This window comes from Rhodothermales bacterium (assembly GCA_034439735.1).
Lineage (GTDB): Bacteria > Bacteroidota > Rhodothermia > Rhodothermales > JAHQVL01 > JAWKNW01.
Genome location: JAWXAX010000076.1, coordinates 1 through 24,092 on the forward strand (window position 1 = coordinate 1; position 24,092 = coordinate 24,092).

Consider the following 24,092-nt stretch of genomic DNA (forward strand, 5'->3'; position numbering starts at 1 on the left):
CCGGCGAGCCCATCGTGGTGCCCGGCGGGGAGCCGTCTAAAAACGACCCCGCCCACTCCGAACGCATCCAGCGCGCCATCGCCGAACGCGGCATCTGCCGGCACTCGTTCGTGGTCATCGTGGGCGGAGGCGCCGTGCTCGACATGGCCGGCTACGCCGCCTCCACCGCTCACCGCGGGATCCGCCACATCCGCGTCCCGACCACCGTACTCGCCCAGAACGACTCCGGCGTCGGCGTTAAAAACGGCATCAACGCCTTCGCGTCGAAGAACTTCCTGGGCACATTCAACCCGCCCTGGGCTGTCCTCAACGACCTGGATTTTCTGGATGACCTCGACGATCGCGACTGGCGCGCCGGCATGGCGGAGGCGGTGAAGGTGGCGCTCATCAAAGATCCCGCGTTTTTTGCCTTCCTGGAGCAGGAGGCCGGCCGGCTCGCCCCGCCCGCCCGCAACCCGGACGCCATGGCACAGCTCGTCTACCACTGCGCCCGGCTCCACGCCACCCACATCGCCACCAGCGGCGACCCGTTCGAAAAAGGCAGCTCCCGCCCGCTCGACTTCGGCCACTGGGCCGCCCACCGCCTCGAATCCCTCTCCCGTTTCGGCCTCCGCCACGGCGAGGCCGTGGCCATTGGCATCGCGCTGGATTGCCTCTACGCCAACCGCATCGGCCTCCTCGCCAAGGCCCCGCTCGAACGCATCCTGACGTTGTTCACCGACCTCGGCTTCGCCCTCTATCACCCGGCCCTGTCGGACCACCTGGACGATGCCGCTCATCCGCGCTCGCTCTTCAAAGGACTTGCCGAATTCCGAGAGCATCTCGGCGGACAATTGACGATCTTGCTGCTCGAAGGCATCGGATCGACGTGCGAAGTGCACGAGGTGGATCTCGCTACATACCGCGACGCCATCGGCGTCCTGGAAGAGCGCTTTAGCGTACGCACGATGCCGGTCTGATCGCCGAGAACTGCCGAGAACTGCCGTGAACTGCCGTGAACTAGATCCCTACCCATGCGCGCCGGCCCCGAGTCCTACTTCCACCTGTCGTACTGCAGCAACATCCACCCCGGTGAATCCTGGGCACAGGTCGATGAAACGCTGCGCCGCTACGTGCCGGCCCTCGCAGGCCGGCTCGCGCCCAACGCCCCCTTCGGCCTCGGCCTCCGCCTCTCCGACGACGCCTCGCGCTCGCTCATCGAGCCCTCCGTCCTGATGGCATTTTACGACTGGCTCCAGGCGGAAAACCTGTATGTCTTCACCCTAAATGGCTTCCCGTTCGGCGGCTTCCACCGCCAGGTGGTAAAAGACACGGTCTACATGCCCGACTGGCGCACGCCGGACCGCGTCGGCTACACGGTCCGCCTTGCCCACATCCTTGCCGGCCTGCTGCCAGAGGGGATCGAAGGGGGGATATCGACCTCCCCGCTCTCCTACAAGCCCTGGCTGCCCGACGACGCCGCCCGCAAGGACGCCTTCCGCACGTCCACACGACATTACGCCAGCGTCGCCTATGCGCTGGCCGAAATCGAAGCGCGTACCGGCCGGCCGATCCATCTCGATATCGAACCCGAGCCCGACTGCCTCATCGAAAATACGGCCGAAACCGTACTTTTTTTTACCGACTGGCTGTGGACGGAGGGCGCCGCCTTCCTGGCCGGCGCGTACGGCCTGGCCACCGCCGAAGCCGAAAAGCTCCTCCGTCACCACATCCGCGTCTGCTACGATACCTGCCACTTCGCCGTCGAATACGAAGAACCCGGCGCCTCGCTCCAGACGTTCGTCGACCACGGCATCGGTATCGGTAAGATCCAGGTCAGCGCCGCCATCCGGGTCGGCCTCCCGGACGACGCCACCGCACGCACGCGCATCGCCGACTACCTGACCGCCTACGCTGAATCAACCTATCTCCACCAGGTCATCGAACGCCGCGCCGACGGATCGCTGCGCCATTTCGACGACCTGATCTACGCGCTGCCGCACATCCACTCACCGGAAGCCCGGGAATGGCGGATCCACTTCCACGTCCCGCTATTCGCCGACCGCTTTGGCCCGCTCGCCTCGACACGGGATAATATCGAGCCCACCTTGCGCATGATGTACGAGCAGCAGCTCTGTAATCACCTGGAGGTGGAAACCTACACCTGGGAGGTGTTGCCGGCTGAACTCAAAGTAGACCTGGGCGCCTCCATCGAACGCGAACTCCAGTGGACGCTCGGCCGCTGGAACCGCCCCTGATCCATCCCCCATGCACCGTACTGTCGTCCTCAACATCGTCGGCCTCACCCCCTCGCTCCTGGGCGAGCATACACCGTTTTTGTCGACATGGGCCAGCGAGGCCGCGCAGGCCTCCATCGATCCGGTCCTGCCCGCCGTCACCTGCTCCGCCCAGGCCACCTACCTCACCGGCGTACGGCCTACCCGGCATGGCATCGTGGCGAATGGCTGGTACTTCCGCGACGAATGCGAGGTCAAGTTCTGGCGCCAGTCCAATAAACTCGTCCAGGCGCCCAAGATCTGGGAAACAGCCCGCGCCTCGAACCCCGACTTCACCTGCGCGAACCTGTTCTGGTGGTACAACATGTACTCGTCGGCCGACTTCAGCGTGACGCCGCGGCCCATGTACCCGGCGAACGGGCTCAAGCTGCCGGACATCTACACGCAACCCGCCGGCCTGCGCGATAGCCTCCAGGAAAAACTGGGCGTCTTCCCCCTATTCGAGTTCTGGGGGCCGGCCACCACGATCCGATCCAGCCAGTGGATTGCCCGCGCCGCCATGGAGGTGGAGGAACGCCATGCCCCGACCCTCTCGCTGGTGTATCTGCCGCACCTGGATTACAACCTCCAGCGCCTCGGCCCCTCGGACCCGGCCATCGCCACCGACCTCCGCGAGATCGACGCACTCTGCGAAGAACTGATCACGTTCTACGAAAAACGCGGCATCCGGGTGATCGCCCTGTCGGAGTACGGCATCCACGATGTCGAACACCCGGTTCACCTCAACCGCCTGTTCCGGAAACAGGAGTGGCTCAACGTCCGTGTCGAACTGGGACGAGAACTGCTCGACGCCGGCGCCAGCCAGGTCTTCGCCGTTGCCGACCACCAGCTGGCCCACGTCTACGTCAACAATCCCGCCCTGCTGGACGATGTCCGCGCCCTCCTCGAAGCTACTCCGGGTGTCGCCCGGGTGCTCGATGCCGACGGGAAGCGTGAACACGGGCTCCTCCACGAGCGCTCCGGCGAACTCGTCGCCATCGCCGATCCCGACGCGTGGTTCACCTACTACTACTGGCTGGACAACGACCGCGCGCCCGACTTCGGGCGGACGGTGGATATCCACCGTAAACCTGGCTACGACCCCGCCGAGCTGTTTTTCGACCCGGCCCTGCGCCTTCCCAAACTCCGCGCCGGCCGGCGGCTCCTCCAGAAAAAACTCGGCTTCCGCTACTTGATGGACGTGATCCCGCTCGACGCCTCCGTCGTCCGTGGCTCCCACGGCCACCTCCCGGACGGGCCGGCCGAACGCCCTTTCCTCCTCACCCGACACGCCCATCTCGTCCCCGAGACCTCCATCGCCGCCACCGCCGTGCACGATGTCATCCTCGCGCATCTTCGGTGAGATACACACAAGGTACACTCATGTCCACGCCTCGCGATTCCGCCAACGTCACCCGACTCATCGCCGACTGGCAGGCGGGCAAGGCCGGCGCGGCCGACGCGCTCTTCCACCAGGTCTACCAGGAACTCCGGCGCATGGCCCGCGGCTACATCGCGCGCGAACGGCAGGACCATACCCTCACGCCCACTGGCCTCGTCAATCAGGCCTGCCTACGGATGCTCGACGACGAACATGTCGATGCAAAAAATCGCGCCCACTTCTTCGCCATCGTGGCGACGAAGATGCGCCACTACCTGGTCGACTACGCCCGCCGGCGCAACGCAGTCAAACGAAACAAAGGCGCCGCGCACGAGCCCTTCGAGGACGAGCTCTACCAGCTCACCCAGGATCGGGTCGATGAAATCCTGGCGCTCGACGAAGCCCTCGAACGCCTCGCGCAGGAAGAGCCGCTTCAGAGCCAGATCGTGGAGATGCGCTACTTCGGAGGCTACACCCAGGAGGAAATCGCGGAGATGTTGGGCATCTCGCTCAAAAAGGTGCGCAACGAGTGGTATATGGCCCGGGAGTGGCTGAAGGAAGTCCTGCGCGCGGAAAACTAGGCTAAACAGCTGCCGGCGCCACCGGCGCCAGCGTGTCCCGAAACTGGCGCGACGCCAGCTCCCGATACACCCCTTCTTGCACGAACAGCGCCTCGTGCGTGCCCTCCTGCACGATCCGCCCCTGATCCAGCACCAGGATCCGGTCCGCATCCTGAACGGTCGACAGCCGGTGCGCGATGATGAACGTCGTCCGGCCTTTCATCAGATGATCCAGCGCTTCCTGGACGAGCGCCTCGGAGGTGGAGTCGAGCGAGGAAGTGGCCTCATCCAGCAGCAGGATCCGCGCATCGCGCAGGATGGCCCGGGCGATGGCGATGCGCTGTTTCTGCCCGCCGCTCAGTTTGGTACCCCGCTCGCCCACCACCGTGTCGTACCCCTCAGGCAGCCCGACAATAAAGGCGCGCGCGTTCGCCGCTTCGGCCGCCGCTTCGATGGCCGCGTCATCGGCGTCGAGCCGGCCGTAGCGTATGTTCTCCCGCACGGAGGCATTAAACAAATGCACATCCTGCGAAACGACGGCGATCTGCTCGCGCAGCGAAGCCAGCGTGACGTCGCGGAGGTCGTGCCCGTCCACCATCACCTGCCCCGCATCGGGGTCGTAGAATCGGGGGATGAGATTCATTAGCGTCGTTTTGCCGGCACCGCTCGGCCCCACCAACGCTACCTTCTCGCCGGGATGGATCACCCGATCGATTGCCTCCAGCACGGGGAAGTCTTCGCGGTAGCCAAACCGTACATGGGCAAACCGTACCTCGCCCCGCACCGCCGGCAACGGCCGGGCGTCCGGCGAATCGGTCGTCTCGGGAGCCGTATCCAACAGCTCAAACAATCGCTCCGATGCACCGGCTGCGTTGTTGAACGTCGTATACAATTGCGACATCCCGCCGACGGTCCGCGCGATATTGAAGGCGTAGAAGACAAACGCCACCAGACCGCCCGAGGTAAGCCGGCCGTTGAGCACCGACACGCCGCCGTACCAGAACAGGCCGATAAGTGCCAGCATGAACAGCAGGCCTACGGCCGACCAGAACGCGTTTGTGATCACCACCTTCCGGATCGCCGTCTTGAAGAGCACGTCCACCGACCCGTTGAAGCGGTTGACCTCGTACGGCTCCCTGGCGAACGCCTTGACGACGCGCACGGCCGAGAGCGACTCCTCGGCGACGGCGGTCGAATCCGCCAGCCGATCCTGCACGTCGCGCGCAAGGACGCGGATTTTGGCCCCGAAGAACCGCGCGAGCAACATCACGGGCGGAACAGTCATGAAGATGAAAAGACTCATCTGCCAGTCCAACACCACCATCAGCACCGCGGACCCGATGAGCATCATCGTCTGCCGCACGGCATCGACGAACGACGACGTCACGGCGGTGCGGACCGTGCCTACGTCATTGGTAAGGCGCGACGTCAGATCCCCCGTGCGCTGATTTGAAAAGAACCGCAGATCGAGGTTCAGGAGATGCGCGTACAGCTGCTTGCGGAGGTCGGTCACCAGGCGCTCGCCGGTCCACTCCAGGAGATACGAGCCGGCGAATCCGATCGCCGATTGGACCAGAAAAAACGCCATCAACCCCAGCGTCATCCGGTTGAGCAGGCTGCGGTCCGCCTGCTCGAAAACAGCGTCCACCATGGCTCGCATCCCGAGCGGGAACAGCAGCCATACGCCCGCAGACACGAGCGTGAGCGCCAGCGCCGCCAGTAGCCGGCCGCGGTAAGGGCGGCTCAGCCGAAAAATCCGGCCCAACGCTTCCAATAATTTCTTGGGTGGGCGTTTGGGCTCGGGAGGGGGCGCATACCCGGTTTTCATGATGGACGATCAGCAAGCAGACTCATGGGGCCAGCGGCGCAGACGCCGGCATAAAAAATCAACCTAACCCGCCGCCAACGGGCAACGTTCCAACCTCTCGATAGGACAGGACGCTCCCCGACCGTGTTTGGATCAAAATTGGATCCGTGCGTACCTTTACTCTCCCGGGGACAACTTCCACACCACACGCCAGTTTCTCTGTAGGATCCCTATGCACGCCCATTTTGACACCCCCCTGCCCCCCTCAAGGCCCTCCGAACCTCGGCTCCTCGCCGATGACGACTACTTCGACGAAGAGGACCTCAAGGACATCGAATTCGAAGAAGACGATTATTTTGAGGAAGAAGACCTCAAGGACAACTTCTTCGACGAAGAAGACCTGAAGGAAGAGGACGCCGCCGAAGAGGATGACTTCTTCGACGAAGACGACCTGGACGACGACTTCTTCGACGAGGACGACCTGGCGGACGACGAGTTTGAGGACGAGGACGATGTTATCGACCTCGTTTACAACTGACCTCCGACCTTCCCGGGCCTCCCTCAGAAGCGCAGGAGCGGCCGGCTCCATACGAGATGCCGGCGAGCGGACTCGAACCCTACCCGGTCGACCGCTTCTCCCCACGGTTTCCAGGCCACCTGCTCGATGCCTTCTTCGGCCTGTGCCGTAAAGGTCTCCTGCCGCGTGGTCATCTGGTACCAGTACGTCGTTTTGACGCTATATCGTTCGTTACGCACGTACCCATGAACCGTCGCACCCAGTCCCTGAATCACAACAAGGTCCTTGATCCCTACTTCTTCTCGCACTTCGCGCATCGCGCACTGGGGGATCGACTCGCCCGCCTCGAGCTTCCCTTTGGGCAGATCCCACAGCCCGTTACGGTAAATCATCAGCACCTCGGGCTCGCCCGATCCCTCCTGGCGCGTGACAATCCCGCCGGCAGCTACAATCGCCCGAGGTGGGTAATAGGGTTCGATGTTGACTATCGCCGAGGGGGGAATAAAATTGGATTCGACCTCGCCCTGGTTGGGAAATCCCTCACCCGGCGCCGCCAGGGCATACGCGTTAACCACGAGAATACGCTCCACGCAGGCCGCAACGGCGTCCTCAAGACTGGTAAGCAGGTTCACGGGCCCCACAATCCCCTCACGGGCAATATGCGACAGGTCGTCCTTACGAGCGCAAAAAAAGTAAAGCATGAGCGATGTTCGGGGCAGACCCGGCGGGCCTCTGGCGAAGCGTTCTTAGATCGAATTCCTTTCAATCTAGGGCATGAACCTGCTTCTCGAAAGCCCTCCGTACAAGGTTTTGCGGGAAGTCCACGCTGAGGCCTCTCGGCGCACGACGCAAAACAGAGGCGCGCCCCTTTTTTCCAAGCCCTGTGTTGCCGATATTGGCTCCACTTCACGACCATTCATCATCCCATCCCACTATGAAACTGCTTGTCGTCCTCCTCCTTGCCGCATTCACCTTCTCCGTCGCCGCCTTCATGCAGCCCAATCAGAAAGGCCCCGTTCGCCACGTGGTCGTCTTCAAGTACAAAGCCGATGCCACCGAAGCCCAGATCGCCGAAATCACGACCGCGTTCCGCGCGCTGAAAGGGAAGATCCCCGGCATCACCGCGTTTGAACACGGGATCAACAACAGCCCCGAAGGCCTGAACCAGGGCTTCACGCACGTCTACGTGCTCACCTTCACCGATGCTGCCGCTCGCGACGCCTATCTGCCCCATCCGGAGCATGACCTGTTCGGCGCTCTGCTTCGCGGATCGGGTATCTTCGAAGGGGCGTTTGTGGTCGACTACGAGGTCGGCGAATAACTACCTGCCTACCACGTCAGCCATTCGATCTCCACCTGCGTCCCGGCCTTCGCCTCGGCCCACGACTCGGGCAGATGAATGATGCAGTTGGCGGCCAACACCGACGAGTACAGATTCGATGCCTGGGAGCCTGTATCACGCACCGTGAGACGGCCATCGGCTTCGTATCGAGCGACGCCCCGGCTGAAGAAGTGCAGGCCCGGCACCTTGGCCGTATCCGCGGCCAGTATCGCCGGGTGGCGCGGCCGGGTGAGGGTCGTTCGCCCCAGCATCCGAGCCAGCGCCGGACGTACGTACTGCTCGAAACACATCGCCGAGGACACGGGGTTGCCCGGTAGGCCGAACACGGGCTTCCCCTGCAGCAACCCGAATGCCAGGGGATTGCCCGGGCGCTGCTTCACCTTCCAGAACAGCAACTCCATGCCGGCCTCGTCGAGTTGTTGCTTGACGAGGTCGTAGTCGCCGACGGAGACTCCGCCCGAAAACACAAGCACATCCGCCACGAGCGCCTGTTGAATCACCAAGCGGATACTGTCTGCGGTGTCCCGCGCCAGCAGCGGCGGAAGTGGCTCCCCGCCGGCGGCCGCGACCTGCGCGCAAAGCGCGTAGCCGCTTGAGTTCCGAATCCTGCCCGGCGTCAGCGGCTCGGATGGATGGAGTAGCTCGTCGCCTGTCGCGATGACGGCCACGACCGGCGCCTTGCGCACGGCCACTCGGGCGTATCCGAGGGTCGCCAGCATCCCGATGCCGGGCGGGGTGACGACCTCGCCGGAGGCCATCATCCGTTGACCTCGGCGCGCGTCCTGACCGGCCGGCCGCACATGCATACCCGGCGCGGGGGCCCGCTTGATCCGTACGCGCCCATCCGGCAACGCCTCCGTCCATTCCACGGGCGCGATGGCGTTGGCGCCGGCGGGGACCGGGGCGCCAGTCATGATCCGGGCACACGTCCCGCGGGTTACCTCGCGCGATGGAACCGCGCCGGCGGGAATGTCGTCGATCACCTCCAGACTCGCCACGCCGCCGGCCACGTCTTCCGCGAGCAGCGCAAACCCGTCCATCGCCGAGTTCGCAAAGGGCGGGATGTCGTCCTGGCTCACGATGTCCTCCGCCAGCGTCCGCCCCGGGCTCGCGTCAAAATCAATCGTTTCCACGGGCTGCACGCGCACGGCATCGAGTACAATTAATCGGGCATTTTCGACGGAGATAAGCGTTTGCATAAAGTGCCGGCTGATTCTGGCGATTATCGACGTAAGTTCATCCCCAATGTACTACTTACACCCCTGTATCCCCTGAGGAACGTCCATGATTCGTCTCCAGACCGCTTCAGCCGCAGCATTTCTAGAAAAAGATGCCCTGGCCGCCCTGCGCCCGCGCATCGTGGCCGCACACCGCACCCTGCTCGAGAAGCGCGGCGCAGGTAGCGAATTCCTCGGCTGGAGAGACCTGCTCTTGCAGCCTAACGACGCGCTCCTGGAGGATATCGCGACCAAGGCCGACGAGATTCGCCGGAAAGCCGACGTCCTCGTCACTATCGGCATCGGGGGCTCGTACCTCGGCTCGATGGCCACGATCCAGGCCCTCACGCCCTACTTCAACGCCAGGCCGGCCATGGCCTCCACAACCGGCGGCGCCCTGGCGGATGATCGCGAGGAGAGCCCCGAACTCCTCTTCGCCGGCCACCACATGAGCGGCGCGTATATCCGCCAGCTCCTCGCGCACCTGGAAGGCAAATCGGTCTACCTGAACGTCATCTCCAAAAGCGGTACCACGCTCGAACCGGCGCTCGCCTTCCGCTTCCTGCGGGCCTGGATGGAAGAGCGGTATACGGACGTCAACGAGCGCATCATCGTCACTACCGACCCCGACAGCGGGGTGCTGAATCAGCTCCAGAAAGAACGCGGTTACAAGAAATACGTCATCCCGCCGGATGTAGGGGGGCGCTTCTCGGTCCTCACGCCCGTCGGGCTGTTGCCTATCGCCGTGGCCGGCGTGGATATCCGCTCGCTGTTCTATGGGGCCGTTTCGGCCTGTAAGACCTACTCGGAGGCCACGGAGGACAACATTGCCCTGCAGTACGCCGGCTACCGGTACCTGCTCGCCCAGCGCGGCTACGCCACCGAGGTGCTCGCGACCTTCGAGCCGCGCCTTAGCGGCATCGGCGGCTGGTGGCAGCAGCTATTCGGCGAAAGCGAGGGCAAGGAGCATAAAGGCCTCTTCCCGGTGTCCCTCCAGTATTCTACGGACCTCCACTCGGTCGGGCAATACGTCCAGGAAGGCCAGCGCAAACTCATCGAAACCTTCCTCATGGCCGAAGACGACGAGGGGGATGTGGTGGTGCCGGCGCTCGAGGGGAATCTCGACAAACTCAACTACCTCGCCGGCAAGACCTACTCGGAAATCAACCGAAAGGCCTACGAAGGCACCGCCAAAGCCCATACGGATGGCGGCGTCCCGAACATGACGCTCTGGCTGAAAGACATCTCGCCGAACACGATCGGCGCCGCCTACTACTTCTTCGAACACGCCGTCGCCGTCAGCGGCTACCTCCTGGGCGTCAACCCGTTCGATCAGCCCGGCGTCGAAGCCTATAAAAAGGAGATGTTCAGTCTGCTCGGGAAGCCGTGATCGGGTATGGGAGGATGGGGGTGTGGGTAGACGCTCTTGAAGTAGCATACCCCCAACTCACACACCCCATACTCCCACACCCCTCACACCAGCGCACTCTCATACCCCGAGTCCCGGACAAAAATGCAGGACGACTCGGTGCGCTCGGGCATCCGGGAGATAAACGCCAGGTCGACGTGTTCCTGCACGCCGAAGATGGTGATATCGGCCTGGGGGACCTGCTTGAGAAAGGCGTCGAAGACCCCTACGCCTACGATGGGTACGGTGGACGCCGGCATCCGCCCCAGATCCATCAGCGAACGCAAATAGTGTTCGGCGTTGGCTTTCTCCGAAGCGTCGGCAACGACGGTGATCAGGTTGATCCGCCCGTTCCAGTTCCGCGCCAGCTGATAGGCCAGCAGGAGCGACAGGTCGAGGTTGGGCAACCGCAGGCCGATCTGCCACTCCGGGCTCTGCTCGCGCATCCACACGTTGATCGTCTGCTCCTGACCCAGCGCCGTGTCCGGGCGATCGACATACAGGATCAATCCGAGTTGGTTCAGCGCCGCCTGCTCGGCGATGAACTGAAGCTTGCCTCGCGTCATCTCCGGCACGATCGGTAGAAACAGGGTATTGGGCCGGAAAAAAGAGCTGGTCGACATCTCCATCGCCGTCTGCAACGTGTAGCGGAAACCCCTGGACTGGAGCAGCGCGATGCGGGTGAAAATGCCGTCGTTTGCGAACGCCTGCCGATAACTGTGGAGGCCGGCGAGGTGCTCCTTCGTCTCGTCCGAATAAATGCCCACGATGTGGACTGAACCATTCGGCTTGGTGATCGCCCCCAGAAACCGGTAGCTATACCGGATGGCCGCGGCGGACTGGACGGGCACGAGCAGGCTCGGCTTCCAGGCGCGGTCCTGACCCGAAGGGAGACTCAACGTCTGCTTCGCCGCCCATTCCGCCACCGTCACGAACATGCCGCTCCGTACATCGCTCCAGGGAGTGGTCAGACGCCGCTTCGAGATAAACTGGTATACAAAAAAGATCACGACCGTCGCCACCAGGCTGAAGATCGGGTTGATGAGGTACATCGCCGACACCGAGCCGGCCAGCCCGACCAACGGAACCAGCCGTGGGATGACGAACAAAGGCCGAAAACTGGTCAGACGAAGCGACTGTTCGATCAACACGACCGCGTTTAAGACGGCATAGGTGATCAGGTTGAACATCGTCATCAGCGGGGCAATTCGGTTTAAGCCATCTCCCGATAGGCCAAACAGGATCGTAGCCACACCGATCAAGCCGGTCAGATAAAGTGCCGGACGGGGTTCCCCCGTACGCGGCACGTTCGCCAGCTTCTTCCCGAACGGCACCACGTCGTGCGCCGCCATGGCCTGTAATACCCGCGGCGCTCCGACAAGTGAGTTGAGCGCCGCCGAAAAGGTGGCCGCCAGAATACCGGCCTGGATCGCCCATCCAAACGCCGCCTTCTCCACCATTACGGCCAGATTGCCCACCAACTCCTCCGGCGTGGCCACGATGGATACCCAGTAGGCCAGGGAAAGGTAGATGATCAGCGAAAGGATGATCGCGCCCATCGTGCCGGCGGGTATGCTGATGCGCGGATTCTTAAGCGTTCCCGAGAGATTAACCCCCGTGAGAATGCCGGTAACGGCCGGAAAAAAAACGGCGAACACCACCCAGAACGACCCTTGGGAGAAGCTGCCCCACAGTTCGGGCCGCTCGAGCGGGGTTTCCCGGAACGGAGCAAACGTCCCCATAAAGGCGGCAACAAGCGAGAGGGCGATCACAAACACGATCGTGTAGCGAAGCCTCGCCACGAATCCCATGCTGATATACGCCACCATGAAACACGCCGCATAGGCCGCAAAAAGCACGATCACGGGTGGGTGAGCCGGGAAAATCGTTAACCACCCCTCGGTAAAGGCAAAAATATAAAAAGCCACCGAGATCGATTGCGCGATGTACAGGGGGATGTTGACGCTTCCGCCAACTTCAAGCCCCAGAGCCTGCGAGATGATCGAGAACGACCCGCCGGCTCCCACTCGGATGTTGGTCGCCACCGTCGATATGGACAGCCCCGTGCAGAACGTGATAGTATTGGCCATCAGGACGATGAGCAACCCGCCCAACAGCCCGGCATTTCCCACCACCCAGCCGACACGCAGATACATCACGGCGCCCAGGATCGAAAGCAGGGTAGGCAGAAACACGCCCTGGAAGGTGCCAAACTTCTTGCCCTCGTCGGACTCCGCGGAAGGTAGAAAGGGGACGCTGGGTTGCATGCAAGCTCGCGTGAAAAGGAATAAAGGCGCACGACGGCGCCTACAACATGCCCGGAGGAGCGCGGTGTTTCCTCACCGCCCCGGCTCAAGAGAATTTCGCCAGGAACGTTCCAAAACAACGTGTGGATTGGTGTACAACCCTGTGGATAAGTGGTGCCAAACCGCCTCGCCGCGAAGACGGCGACGGACGATGTGTGAACCGGTGGAAAAAAGTGCCGCCGGCCAACAACATGTCCCGACCAATCCACAACCACCTCGCATGTGTACAACCAACGCCCCCCAAACGCCTGCCCTCATGTGGAAAGCTGTGGATACGTGGAAAGCTTTCACACATCGGCCCGGCGTAGGGGGAAAACCGATACACCACAACGGTCAATACCTGTGGAGATTCGGGGGATAGAGGTCGTACTTTCCAACATCCCCAGAACGGGAACGTGCACAACCTGTTTGTCCACTTTTCCACATTCCCTACTACTATCCCTATTACCCTTATATATTAACTTATCTACTAATAGGGATCTCCGGATGTGTGGATAAGCAAGACTTTCCCGCCTTCTGGCACTTTCTACCACCTCGCCTCGCCGAACCATGATCAAACGCATCCTCGTTGCCCTGGACCCGGACGCCGATACCCCGATCGCCAGTCGATACGCGATCGAAATCGCTCAACTCCACGATGCCGAAGTTACAGGAATTGCCTGTATCGACCTGGAAGCTATCGGTTCGAGTACCGCCGGTGGCGGAATCGGCAGCATGTACTACGCGGAGCGGCTGCGGGAACGGCTCACAAAAGAAACCCGGGCTCGTGCGCTGGAACTGATCGGACAGTTCAACGCCGCCCTTTCAGACGCCGGCGTACGCCATCGGGAGGAAGTCCAGGAAGGCGTACCCTTCGATCGGATTCTGGAGGATATGAAATACCACGACCTACTCATCATCGGTCGAGACCCTCATTTTTTCTATGGCCACCCGAACGTACGTACGGAAACGCTGGTCAGGATCGTGAAAGGGACCTCCGCGCCGGTGTTCATCGTCGGCAACGTCCACCTGCCCATCACGCGGGTTGTGATCGCCTACGATCGCAGCGTGGCCTCCGCCCGCGCCATGCAGCGATTTGCCCAGTTTAACCCGTTCGGCAAGGACCTGGAGATCCAGGTGGTGCACGTCTCCCGAGAGCGAGAACATACGGAATCCGAACTCCTCCTCACCCTGGCGACCGGCTATCTGGGAGCTCACGGCTTCCGCGCAAAGGGGCTGAGTATCGTTGGCGACGAGCCTAAAAAAGAGATCCTGGATTATGCGGTCGCTTTTAAGGCCGATCTCGTGGTCGCCGGCGCCCATTCGCAACACATGCTCCAGAAGCTGGCGTTCGGATCCACCACGGAATCGCTCCTCGAAGACAGCCCGATTCCGCTGTTCCTGGAGAGTTGAGGGAGGGCGGGGAATGATTGTCAGGTCAATCGGCGCGCCAGTCCCGGCGGACGATGTGTTTCCCATCGCTCACGAGCCAGATGGCCCCTTCCTCCGAGGTCTGGAACAGGAGCATCCCGTGGGCCGGCCAGCGCGCGATCACCTCTTCGTCCGGTAATCCGTACCGGTTGCGCTTCGCCACGCTTACAATGGCCACCCCGGCTTCCGTGGCCACGTAGGGGACAAACCACGCCGCGCTGCTGGTGGAGGAACCATGATGGCCCACTTTGACCACATCGGAGGCTAGCAGATGAGGGTATCGGGCAACGAGGGCCCGCTCCCCCTCTTCCTCTGCGTCGCCGGTGAACAGGAATCGCGATTCGCCATACTGGAGGCGCAGCACGACCGAGGACTCGTTTACATTCTCATGCGCGCGCAACGCCGGCGCCGGGCCCGCCACGAACACGTGGACTGTGGGATCCAGCGCCAGGGTGTCGCCGGCACTCAACACCTGTACCGAAACGCCCAGGCTATCGGCCAGGCGGTCCACCTCCTCCATGAGGTCGCTGGTATACGCGGCGCCGCTGACGAGCAGCCGGCCGATCCGCACCCCCCGTAGCAACGTTGGGAGCCCCCCCATGTGGTCGTTGTGCGGATGGGTGATGACCACGTCATCGATCCGACGGAGGCCATACCGACGGAAATGGGGCAACAACGTCCGCTCGCCCTGATCGATATACGGGTCGGCGGGGCCGGCGTCGACGAGTAGCGTCCGTCCTCCGGGCATCCGTACCAGCGCGGCGTCGCCCTGGCCGACGTCGAGGTATACAACGGACAGTTCAGGGGCGCGCAGGACGGAGCCGAATTGATGGCTGGCGAACAACGCGAGGGCCGCGATGGCTGCCCGCCAGCGCCAGCGGGCGGCCATCGCTGTATACAGCGCCACCACACCGGCAACCAGCGCCGCAGCCGGCAGCGGATGGATGAGCGCCAGTGATACATTGAGCAGCGGCATCCAGCGATCCCCCCAGGCGGCAACGGATAACACAAACAGGGAGGCGGTCTCTGCCACGGCGCCAAAGGCGGAAGCCACACCCAAACTCATCGGGCTAGCGAGCAGGGTCAGAATACCACACGCCAGAGCGAGCGATGCGGCGGGAATCGATGGGATGTTAAGGAGGATGCCAGCCAGGGCGACCTGCCCGAACTGATGCATCATCACCGGGGCCGTCCCGAGTGTCGCGGCGGCGGACACCAACACCATATCCACCAACCAGGTCCGCACCTTCCCGGCGCGCCAGGCCTCGGGCAGTGCCTCCTGCCACGCCGGCACAAACAGCACAATCGCGGCGACGGCGGCAAACGAAAGCTGGAAGCCGGCATCAAACAGGACCCCGGGATTTACGATCAGCAATACCGCCCCCGCCACACTCAGTGCGTTGATCGGGTAACTCGGCCGCTGGAGGACGTGGCCGCCCAGAAAGGCGCCGGCCATCGTGACGGCCCGCACAACCGAAGGGGCCGCCCCCACCAGCAGGGCGTAGCACGTGAGTACCAGCAAGGTCAGCACACTGCGCAACCACTCCATACCCCGCCATCCCAGACCGGCCCGAATGGCAAATGGCCCCAGATGACGGTACAAGAGCATGCCCACCAGCAACACGTGTAATCCGGATACAGCCAGCAAGTGAGCCAGACCCGTCCGCGCGAGCTGTCCGCGACGCTCCTCGTCCATGTTGTCCCGGCTGCCCGTCAGCAGCGCCTCCAGAATGGCGCGAGCTTCCGGATGCACCACATGGAGCCCGAGAGCGGTGAGCATGAAGCGCCTGAGCCGACCCAGAAACCGGGCGACCGGGCGAGGCTGATCGACGATGTGGATATCGGACCGGGAGGGCACCGTCCCGACACTCCGCACACCCTGGCGCAGCAGGTACTCCCGATACGAAAAGTCAGCCGGGTTGCGGCGTTCGGAAGGGACGGCCAGCCGGGCTTTCACTTCGATGCGCTGGCCGGCCCCCAACTCCGGCATAGCCTCTCGTAGCGTAAGGCGGACGCGGCCTCGAACCGGGTCTTTTTCCGGCCCGACCGCCTCCAACTCCAAGGTAAACCCCGTCCGCACCGAATCCCGCCGCGGTGCACTCACCACGTGGCCGTGAAGCAGCGTCTCGGGGGAGAGAAGGCCTATCCGGCGGGCTACCTCATCCGACGACGCATAGCCATATCGCGCCATATAACCAGCCGCTCCAAGCCAGACGGCCGCGATCACGACCAGCGCGGTGGCGAGTAATGGCGCCGGGGAAATGAAGGTCTTGCGGAAGAACGTGAACACGGCCAGGGCCGTCCCGGCGCATGCCACACCGGCGCCAAGGCACAGGGGCATCACGCTCGCCGGCACGAGACGACCCACCACAACGCCCGTAGCCAGCCCCAGGGCGAGGTAGAGGGCGGGATATCGATGGAGGCGAGGCGTCATGGTGGGGATCTCCTTTTCCCTTCAAGACGCTTTTTTGGGGGCCGGCATACCCTCGACCGGCCCGATGGCGCATACCGGAAGCTGGATTTTTTTAGAACATGGGGTGAAATCCCCCCCACTGATGAGAACCATTCGTGTATTGATGAATTGTAACCACCGGTTTAGTTTGCGGCCTCCACCTCCCGGTTGAGTCGTGCATCATGCACGGTGCAGGTAAGCATCCATCACAATTTTCAACGATGATGTGACGCGGTATGAGCAGCCGACGCATTGTGAGAGAGCGGGTCATGCAGGCGCTGTATGCCTACAAGCTGGCCGGCGGGGACCCTCAACACTGCATCAACACAGTGCTGAAGCCCGATTTGGAGGAGAGCGAAGCTAATCTGAAGTTTGCTACGGCCCTTTTTCTCCGTTCGCTCGATTTCTTTGATGTGGCCGACGAAATCATCGCCAATCATACGCAGAACTGGGAGGTCTCGCGTATTGCATTGATCGACCGCCTCCTCCTGGTCATGGCGATCTGCGAGTTCTTATCCTTCGAGGACATCCCGCCCAAGGTATCCATCAACGAAGCGATCGAGGTGGCCAAGAAGTACAGTACGTCGCGAAGCGGTAAGTTCATCAATGGCATCCTGGATGCCGTGCTTCTCGATCTGCAGAAAGAGGGAAAGCTGAAAAAATCAGGGCGTGGGCTGGTCGGCATGGATACGATTCAAAGCCGAATCGTCACGTAAAAAGGCGCCGGCGTGTTTTCTGGCGCCATCTTTAAGCCATCTTGTGATCGGATAAATGGGCCTCATTGCGATCGGGGATATACATGGGTGTGTAAAAACGCTCGATGCCCTTCTGGAACAACTCTCCCCCCGAGAAGACGATCACCTCGTGTTTATCGGGGATTATATCGATCGCGGGCCCGATTCGAAGGGAGTGATCGATCGGTTGATCACGCTCGCCGAAACCGTTCCCTGTACGTTTTTGCGAGGCAATCACGAAGTATTTCTCCTCAATCACTTTGACGGCAACCGGCACGACGACGAGGTGTGGTACCTCAACGGCGGCCGGCAAACCATGAAAAGCTACGCGGATGGATCCGGTCGCGAGTCTCTTCCCGAATCCCATCTGCAGTTCATCCGCGATACAAAGCTTTATCTGGACACTGGGGAGTTCTTTTTTGTACACGCCGGCCTCCAACCCCATATAAGCGTCGCCGAAAACCTCCGCCACCCGTCTGAGAAGACCTTCCTGTGGGATCGCTCGCACTTCTCGGCGCGCTTCCTGGTATGGGAGAAAACGGTCGTCTGCGGGCACACACCCCACCCTGAGCCGATCAACCACCGCCAGTTGATCAGCATCGATACCGGTTGCGTGTATTACATGTATCCGGGCATGGGGCGCCTCTGTGGTGTCCGCTTGCCGGAGCGGGAGTTCGTGATGGTAAACTACATAGGCTGACGCCGGCGTAACGGAACATTCGCGCGACGCTGTTATTCCTTGCGCTTGCTTTCTGCGCCCCATCCGCCATCACTCACGCAATCTGAACGTTCATGTCTCTCCGTTGCGGCATCGTCGGTCTTCCGAATGTCGGTAAATCCACGCTTTTTAATGCGCTGAGCAATGCTGGCGCCGAGTCCGCCAACTACCCGTTCTGCACCATCGAACCCAATGTCGGGGTGGTCGCCGTGCCCGATCCCCGCCTCACCCGTCTGGCGGAGACGGCCAGATCGGCCAAGCTGGTGCCGGCAACCATCGAGTTTGTGGACATCGCCGGCCTGGTCGCCGGCGCCTCAAAGGGAGAAGGCCTGGGCAACCAGTTCCTGGCGCATATCCGCGAAGTAGACGCGATCATACACGTCGTTCGCTGCTTCGACGACGAAAATGTCACCCACGTCGAAGGATCGGTGGACCCCGCGCGCGACGTGGAGATCATCCACACGGAGCTCCTGCTGAAGGACATGGAGACGGCAGAGAAACGCATCGACCGGACGCGCAAACTGCTCAAGACGGGCGACAAAAAGGTGCAGACGGAGCTGGCATTTTACGAACGGGTGATGGCCCACCTCGAGACGCCGCTGCTGGCCCGCGCGATGGAGGTAAAAAAAGAGGAGTTGGAGTGGATGAAGTCGCTGTTCCTCCTCACTCAGAAGCCCGTACTGTTCGCCGCCAACGTCAGGGAATCGGATCTGCCGGACGGCAATGCGTATGTCGAGACACTGCGCCAGATCGCGGCAGCGGAAAACGCCGCCGTCATCGTCGTCTGCGCCGAACTCGAAGCCCAACTGGGCGAGATCGAGCCCTCCGAACGCGCGGCGTTCCTGAATGATATGGGGCTCGATGAAGCCGGCCTGGACCGACTGGTACACACGGCCTACTCACTCCTCGGCCTCATCACCTACTTCACCGCCGGCCCGAAGGAGGCCCGCGCCTGGACCATTCCGATTGGCACCAAAGCCCCACAGGCCGCCGGCGTGATCCATAGCGATTTCGAACGCGGCTTCATCCGAGCCGAGACCATCAAATACTCGGATTATATCACCCTCGGCACGGAAGCCGCCGCCCGAGATGCCGGCCTCATGCGCTCCGAAGGCAAGGAATACGTGGTGCTAGACGGCGATGTGATGCTGTTTCGGTTTAATGTCTGATCGATGGTCGATGGTTAGGCATCGATCATTAACTATCGACCATTAACATCAGCTAGAACAACCGTCCAAACGTAATGCTGATCGATGGGGTGCCGAAGAATCGGGCCGGCGTGGTGGCTTCATCGATCTCCAGGAGTTGGATCGGGTCGAAAAAGTAATTGAAGCTATAGCCCACCCGCATACCCTGGGCGACACGGGTGCTCTCGCCGAAATGAGCCCCCAACCCAACCATCCCGCCAATGCCGAAACGTAATTCTCCTTTCAGCAGCGACCCAAACCCTTCGTAGCGCCGCTCGCCGGAGTCGTAGGACCCATTGTCGTTGTCGTCGTCGAAATACGGGTAGACCCAGCCGAGTGTGGGGCCAAACGTGAACTGGGTGTAGGGCCTGAAATTGTCCTCGATATGCTCTTTCCACAGCCGGCGCTGGATACCCAGACGCACGGGGATACGCAGGAAATAGTTCGCTTTGTCCGGAATGAAGTTCTGGCCGATGCCGATGAACTTGACCTCACGCTCACTTTTTTCGGAGCCGATGTTGAGGTCCACCGCGAGGGATGTGCGTGTGCCAATGGCCCCGTTGACGTACGCCCCCAGCCCAAACCCGCTGTTGGTGATGACCACCTCCAGGCCGGCGCCCGTGCCATATGCGGTGGCCAGGGAGTCTGCCTCGCCGGCCTCCTGTGCGTAGGCGCCTGTTGCCGCGGGTAGAATGAGGAGGATGAGGAAGAGACGATTCATGGCGGAGGCGTCGCTGAACAGTCTGGTGAGAACTTGAGCCGGAAAGCTTTGTTCTGTAGCCATGCCGGCCGAGGCGCCCCTCCCGCACCATCCCAGTTTGCCTACGTGGATTACCGCCTGCTCATCGCGCGCCGCTACCTGTTCAGTCCCCGACGCGTCACGCTGATCTCGATCATCACGGGTATTTCGGTGTTCGGTGTCGCGCTGGGCGTGGCGTCGCTCATCGTCGTTTTGTCCGTGATGAATGGCTTCTCGGAGGTGGTGCGCGGGCTGCTGGTCGGGCTTGATCCCCATGTCCGCATCGTCGCTGTGGACAACCGCGAGCCGGTGCCATCGGATTCGTTGCTCGCTATCGCGGCGGCCCTCCCTCATGTGATTTCCGCTGCGCCCTATGTGCAGGGCAAGGCGCTCCTGGTCATGGAGGGGATGAGCGACATGAACCGGGTGGTGATCGTGCGCGGCGTAGAAACGGCGTCGGCGGGCAAGGTGAGCGATGTGGTGGAGAAGACGACTATGGGCGCATTCGATCTGGATCGGCGCGCCGGCCGGGCCGGCGTGGTCGTTGGCCGGAATCTGGGGCAGAGCCTGGGGCTGTTTCCGCCCGCGACGGCCGAGGGTCTCCCGTCTACCGGAGAGGAACGGGGCAGCAGCGTCTATCTGCTGACGGCGCCGGGTATCGAGCGCATGATGACCCAGCTGCTTGGCGCCATGCCCTCCAGCCCGTACGAGGTCCGCGGCTTATATGAAATGGAGCCGGTATACGACGAGACGCACGTGTTTATCGACCTCGCCGAAGCACAACGCCTGTACCGGATGAACGACCGCGTCTCGGGCATCGAACTCCGCCTGGACGACCTCAACCGCGCCGCCGAGGTCAAGGAGCTCCTGACCGCTCGCCTGGATACCGCGCGCGTGGAGATCTTTACGTGGTACGATCTCAAGAAGTCCCTCTACGAGGTGATGGAACTCGAGAAATGGGGTGCCTCGCTCGTTCTCTTCCTCATCGTAGTCGTCGCCGCGTTTAATATCGTCGGGTCGCTGACGATGGTGGTGATCGAGAAACGCCACGACATTGGGGTCCTGAAAGCAATGGGGGTGTCCAGGCGCAATGTGCTGACGATCTTCCTGACGGAAGGCGCCCTGATCGGCGCGATCGGCACCGGGGTCGGCCTCTTTTTTGGCCTCGGCCTGTCGCTTGCGCAACACCATCTGCACCTGGTGCCGATGGCCGAGGCGGAGTCCTTCATCCTGGACGCGTACCCGATCGCCATCCGCGGCTTCGATGTCGGACTCATCGTGGTGGTCGCGCTCGGGCTCTGTATCGCTGCCGCCATCTATCCCTCGCTCCGCGCCGCCGCGATCGAGCCGGCGGACGCCGTCCGAATCGGAGATTAATAACGAACGTTCGGTAAAGCCGAAACTTTTCCACAGGGTGCTTATTTTAAGCCCTTCTGTCCGATACAATCACTCAGTGCTGAAAGGCCATATCATGGCACGGAAAGACCAGATCACCGGTAAGGGCCCTATGTCGGGGAATCACGTTTCGCATGCGAATAACAAGGTTCGCCGGCGTTTCAACGTGAATCTGCAGAAGAAGCGGTTCTATATTCCGGAAGAGAAGCGGTGGATCACGTTGCGGGTTTCCGCGCAGACGATCAAGACGATCAACAAGAACGGCATCGCGGCTGTTCTGAAAGAAGCGCGCGCCCAGGGCGTTCGCGTCTGATCGCGGACCCTCCACGCCCCCATCCACTCTGTTAGCTCGGCTATACGGCAATGGCAAAAGGAAAAGAAACTCGGATCAAGGTGATTCTGGAGTGCACCGAAGCTCCCGGCACCTCCCGCTACTCCACGATCAAGAACCGGCGTAATACGCCGGCCCGCATGGAGTTGAAGAAGTACAACCCGGTGCTTCGCAAGATGACGCTCCATAAGGAGATCAAGTAAGCGAAGTCAGGTATGCCTGGCCGGCGGTCGCCGGCTCGGCACTCGGTAGAATAATCAGGTGGCATCCGGCGGGCGTATCGCTTAAGTCGGATCTTGCGTTATACCAGCATCACGAGGTGAAGCTATGGCTAAGAAAGTTAGTAAGAACCAGCGTACGGACCGCGGTAAGAACAAGGTCACCATCAAGATGGCCAAGATTATCACCGCGGACAAGAAGGAGAACGGGCAGTACCGCTTCGTTCATAAGATGGTCAATGCGGACGACTTGCAGAGCGAGTTGGCCGCGGCGAAGGCGAACATCTAGTTCGCGAGACCGCCGTTCGGGGCGTGGCGCAGCCCGGTAGCGCATCTGGTTTGGGACCAGAGGGTCGCAGGTTCGAATCCTGCCGCCCCGACATCGTGTTGGATCAGTGTTCTGTTGCGCCCGTAGCTCAACTGGATAGAGCAGCGGACTTCTAATCCGCAGGTTGCAGGTTCGAGCCCTGCCGGGCGCGCCATGTTCGCCCGGCGGCTCTGTCTGAAACGTGCTTTAAGCCGGTGACGTGGCCGAGTGGCTAGGCAAAGGTCTGCAAAACCTTCTACGGCGGTTCGAATCCGCCCGTCACCTCCAGGGGTTCCCGTTTAAGGGCGCCCCTTTTTTATTTGCCGGGAGGGTATGCGGCGGCCTCGCGTTGCGTCTTGAAGGATATATGCCCTCAACGCAACCGGCCCACCTCATGCGGATCTTTTTACCTCCCTACCTCAGCGCGCGAACTATCTACAGTGTGATCGGCCAGGTACTGAGCGAAACCAATGCACTGCGGGCGGACCGCTTCAGCTTCGATCTTTCGCCGCTTATTGCCGTGGAGCCCGCCGGCGTAGCGGCCTTCGCCGCCCTCGTCGAATGGATACGCCTCCGCGAATCGATCTGTGTCCTCGCACCAGGCACCTGCGCTCCCAACGAACCCGTCGCACTCACCCTACGCCGTATCGGCTTCTTCCCTCGGGTCCTCCACCACCCCGTGGCGTTCTCCGCCCCTCCCGACACCCACTGGATGCCACTTGCGATCGTTCCTCCGGAAGCCTCGGGTCGTATGTTGGCGGAGGACGTGCTGCCGTGGATCGCCGCCCGGTCCGGTGTCAGCCGGTTTGCGGTGGAGTGGAACCTGTCATCCCTGGGAGCTCTCTTCACTCCGGTCACAGAACCCACCCGGCAGCCCTTCTTCGTGGTCGGACGCATTGATCCGCAACGCGCCAGGCTTGAACTGGCCGTCGCCGCATGGCCGGCGCATGCAGAGGTCGCCCGCGCGGATCGCCACGAAGGAAAATCCGCTTTCGATCAGCTGCTGGCCGGCCTGTCAGACCAGGTCGTGGGGTGGTTTGCACTCCATGAAGGATGGCAGATCGCCACGGCCGTGCCCGATGGGATCCACCGGGTCCGCTCGACGTACCCGGCGCCGGTGGCCTACCCCGGTCGGTTGTTTGATCTCGTGATCGATCTGACGGCTTTCTCCATACAACCGATGCTTAACGAGCCCAGCGAGCCAGTCACAGTGCCGTGGACGTACGCTCTGTCGGTCCTGGAATCGGGAGGGCCGGCCTGAGAGGGGCGGGAGGCATCGATTTGTTTGTCGAATAGCCGCGAAAGCGGCTCGTTGGTAAGAGAAGAATATAAAAAGCGAAACGGCTTGGTTTCCCGGGCGTACCCTGCTAACGTATTCCATCTGGCAGGTTGGCCCACGCCGCTGTTATTCTGCTTTCGCACGCTAGGTTAAAAGGAAATTCCATGACAGCCCTGGGTTTTGTGAGCATCACGCTGATCGTGCTCGTCTTTTTTGCTGCGCTTTATGGCGTGGTGGAACTGATCGGGCGCGCCGCGGAACGCCGTTACCGCACGGCGGCCCAGGAGGCCCTGGATCGATACTGGAAGCAAAACAAAGACGAACTGCGACTCGATGTCCCCTGTCCGAACTGCAACCTTCGGTTCGACGCGCCGGACCAGACCTATTTCGAGTGCCCGCACTGTGCCTTCTTGCTCACCACCGAATGGATCAAAAACTACCACCACCGAAAGATGAAGGAGGAGTGGGAGAATAGCTTCTCCGGGCGCTTCTATCGCATTGCGCCCGAGGCGCCGGCCAAACGATGAAC

The 24,092-nt window shown here is 61.9% G+C and carries 23 protein-coding genes and 3 tRNA genes; 20 read left to right on the plus strand and 6 right to left on the minus strand.

Translation table 11 applies throughout. The features are described from left to right. From SH809_05905 to SH809_05920, 4 genes are all read left to right on the plus strand, one after another. A partial coding sequence (locus SH809_05905; protein ID MDZ4699220.1) for a 3-dehydroquinate synthase occupies positions 1 to 959 on the plus strand: 959 nt, incomplete at its 5' end. 54 nt (positions 960 to 1,013) lie between these two features. Then, positions 1,014 to 2,237 carry a metabolite traffic protein EboE gene (eboE, locus tag SH809_05910; GenBank protein MDZ4699221.1) on the plus strand — a complete coding sequence of 408 codons (1,224 nt, stop codon included), beginning with the start codon at positions 1,014 to 1,016 and terminating at the stop codon, positions 2,235 to 2,237. Positions 2,238 to 2,247: 10 nt separating this feature from the next. Further along, on the plus strand, positions 2,248 to 3,618 hold the full coding sequence (locus SH809_05915) for an alkaline phosphatase family protein (GenBank protein ID MDZ4699222.1): 1,371 nt from the start codon (positions 2,248 to 2,250) through the stop codon (positions 3,616 to 3,618). A 20-nt stretch (positions 3,619 to 3,638) separates the two neighbouring features. Then, a complete protein-coding gene (locus SH809_05920; GenBank protein ID MDZ4699223.1) occupies positions 3,639 to 4,217 on the plus strand; it encodes a sigma-70 family RNA polymerase sigma factor in 579 nt (192 codons plus the stop codon). Between the two features lies 1 nt (position 4,218). Here SH809_05920 and SH809_05925 read toward each other — a convergent pair whose 3' ends face one another. After that, positions 4,219 to 6,024, minus strand: a complete 1,806-nt coding sequence (locus tag SH809_05925; protein ID MDZ4699224.1) for an ABC transporter transmembrane domain-containing protein — start codon at positions 6,022 to 6,024, stop codon at positions 4,219 to 4,221. A gap of 211 nt (positions 6,025 to 6,235) precedes the next feature. Here SH809_05925 and SH809_05930 point away from each other — a divergent pair, with 211 nt between their 5' ends. After that, positions 6,236 to 6,541 carry a hypothetical protein gene (locus SH809_05930; GenBank protein ID MDZ4699225.1) on the plus strand — a complete coding sequence of 102 codons (306 nt, stop codon included), beginning with the start codon at positions 6,236 to 6,238 and terminating at the stop codon, positions 6,539 to 6,541. Positions 6,542 to 6,564: 23 nt separating this feature from the next. Here the strand turns inward: SH809_05930 and SH809_05935 are convergent, their stop codons facing one another. After that, positions 6,565 to 7,221, minus strand: a complete 657-nt coding sequence (locus SH809_05935; GenBank protein ID MDZ4699226.1) for an NUDIX hydrolase — start codon at positions 7,219 to 7,221, stop codon at positions 6,565 to 6,567. A 233-nt stretch (positions 7,222 to 7,454) separates the two neighbouring features. On the opposite strand from SH809_05935, the gene SH809_05940 reads away from it, so the two are divergent. Beyond that, positions 7,455 to 7,841 carry a Dabb family protein gene (locus SH809_05940; protein MDZ4699227.1) on the plus strand — a complete coding sequence of 129 codons (387 nt, stop codon included), beginning with the start codon at positions 7,455 to 7,457 and terminating at the stop codon, positions 7,839 to 7,841. Positions 7,842 to 7,849: 8 nt separating this feature from the next. Here SH809_05940 and SH809_05945 read toward each other — a convergent pair whose 3' ends face one another. Next, positions 7,850 to 9,061 (minus strand): molybdopterin molybdotransferase MoeA, encoded by a 1,212-nt coding sequence (locus tag SH809_05945; protein ID MDZ4699228.1) that lies wholly within the window; start codon positions 9,059 to 9,061, stop codon positions 7,850 to 7,852. Positions 9,062 to 9,146: 85 nt separating this feature from the next. Between SH809_05945 and SH809_05950 the strand changes: the two genes are divergently transcribed. After that, the gene (locus tag SH809_05950; GenBank protein ID MDZ4699229.1) at positions 9,147 to 10,469 is read left to right on the plus strand and encodes a glucose-6-phosphate isomerase; all 1,323 of its coding nucleotides are present in this window, start codon (positions 9,147 to 9,149) and stop codon (positions 10,467 to 10,469) included. Positions 10,470 to 10,552: 83 nt separating this feature from the next. Here SH809_05950 and SH809_05955 read toward each other — a convergent pair whose 3' ends face one another. Continuing rightward, a complete protein-coding gene (locus tag SH809_05955; GenBank protein MDZ4699230.1) occupies positions 10,553 to 12,754 on the minus strand; it encodes an amino acid permease in 2,202 nt (733 codons plus the stop codon). Between the two features lie 588 nt (positions 12,755 to 13,342). On the opposite strand from SH809_05955, the gene SH809_05960 reads away from it, so the two are divergent. Continuing rightward, on the plus strand, positions 13,343 to 14,185 hold the full coding sequence (locus tag SH809_05960; GenBank protein MDZ4699231.1) for a universal stress protein: 843 nt from the start codon (positions 13,343 to 13,345) through the stop codon (positions 14,183 to 14,185). Positions 14,186 to 14,210: 25 nt separating this feature from the next. Here SH809_05960 and SH809_05965 read toward each other — a convergent pair whose 3' ends face one another. Next, positions 14,211 to 16,637: a DNA internalization-related competence protein ComEC/Rec2 gene (locus tag SH809_05965; protein MDZ4699232.1), complete on the minus strand. Its 2,427-nt coding sequence runs from the start codon at positions 16,635 to 16,637 to the stop codon at positions 14,211 to 14,213. 254 nt (positions 16,638 to 16,891) lie between these two features. Between SH809_05965 and nusB the strand changes: the two genes are divergently transcribed. The 3 genes from nusB (at position 16,892) to ychF (ending at position 19,276) form a co-directional block, all read left to right on the plus strand. Next, positions 16,892 to 17,371, plus strand: a complete 480-nt coding sequence (nusB, locus tag SH809_05970) for a transcription antitermination factor NusB (GenBank protein ID MDZ4699233.1) — start codon at positions 16,892 to 16,894, stop codon at positions 17,369 to 17,371. 55 nt (positions 17,372 to 17,426) lie between these two features. Next, positions 17,427 to 18,089, plus strand: coding sequence for a metallophosphoesterase family protein (locus SH809_05975; GenBank protein MDZ4699234.1), 663 nt, complete (start codon positions 17,427 to 17,429; stop codon positions 18,087 to 18,089). Positions 18,090 to 18,181: 92 nt separating this feature from the next. Continuing rightward, complete coding sequence (gene ychF / locus SH809_05980) at positions 18,182 to 19,276, plus strand: redox-regulated ATPase YchF (GenBank protein ID MDZ4699235.1); 1,095 nt, start codon at positions 18,182 to 18,184, stop codon at positions 19,274 to 19,276. A gap of 52 nt (positions 19,277 to 19,328) precedes the next feature. Here ychF and SH809_05985 read toward each other — a convergent pair whose 3' ends face one another. Next, positions 19,329 to 20,015 carry a hypothetical protein gene (locus SH809_05985; GenBank protein ID MDZ4699236.1) on the minus strand — a complete coding sequence of 229 codons (687 nt, stop codon included), beginning with the start codon at positions 20,013 to 20,015 and terminating at the stop codon, positions 19,329 to 19,331. A 105-nt stretch (positions 20,016 to 20,120) separates the two neighbouring features. On the opposite strand from SH809_05985, the gene SH809_05990 reads away from it, so the two are divergent. The 9 genes from SH809_05990 to SH809_06030 all read left to right on the plus strand — a co-directional run bounded on the left by SH809_05990 (position 20,121) and on the right by SH809_06030 (position 24,090). Next, a complete protein-coding gene (locus SH809_05990) occupies positions 20,121 to 21,410 on the plus strand; it encodes an FtsX-like permease family protein (GenBank protein ID MDZ4699237.1) in 1,290 nt (429 codons plus the stop codon). Positions 21,411 to 21,504: 94 nt separating this feature from the next. Continuing rightward, complete coding sequence (rpmB, locus tag SH809_05995; protein MDZ4699238.1) at positions 21,505 to 21,741, plus strand: 50S ribosomal protein L28; 237 nt, start codon at positions 21,505 to 21,507, stop codon at positions 21,739 to 21,741. 50 nt (positions 21,742 to 21,791) lie between these two features. Then, positions 21,792 to 21,962, plus strand: a complete 171-nt coding sequence (gene rpmG, locus SH809_06000; protein ID MDZ4699239.1) for a 50S ribosomal protein L33 — start codon at positions 21,792 to 21,794, stop codon at positions 21,960 to 21,962. Positions 21,963 to 22,086: 124 nt separating this feature from the next. Then, positions 22,087 to 22,266: a hypothetical protein gene (locus SH809_06005; protein ID MDZ4699240.1), complete on the plus strand. Its 180-nt coding sequence runs from the start codon at positions 22,087 to 22,089 to the stop codon at positions 22,264 to 22,266. A gap of 17 nt (positions 22,267 to 22,283) precedes the next feature. Next, positions 22,284 to 22,357 (plus strand) — tRNA-Pro (locus SH809_06010). Between the two features lie 25 nt (positions 22,358 to 22,382). Next, positions 22,383 to 22,459 (plus strand) — tRNA-Arg (locus SH809_06015). Positions 22,460 to 22,498: 39 nt separating this feature from the next. Beyond that, a tRNA-Cys gene (locus tag SH809_06020) sits at positions 22,499 to 22,572 on the plus strand. Between the two features lie 106 nt (positions 22,573 to 22,678). Then, positions 22,679 to 23,545: a hypothetical protein gene (locus SH809_06025; GenBank protein ID MDZ4699241.1), complete on the plus strand. Its 867-nt coding sequence runs from the start codon at positions 22,679 to 22,681 to the stop codon at positions 23,543 to 23,545. 182 nt (positions 23,546 to 23,727) lie between these two features. Next, a complete protein-coding gene (locus tag SH809_06030) occupies positions 23,728 to 24,090 on the plus strand; it encodes a hypothetical protein (protein ID MDZ4699242.1) in 363 nt (120 codons plus the stop codon). Positions 24,091 to 24,092 lie beyond the last annotated feature (2 nt).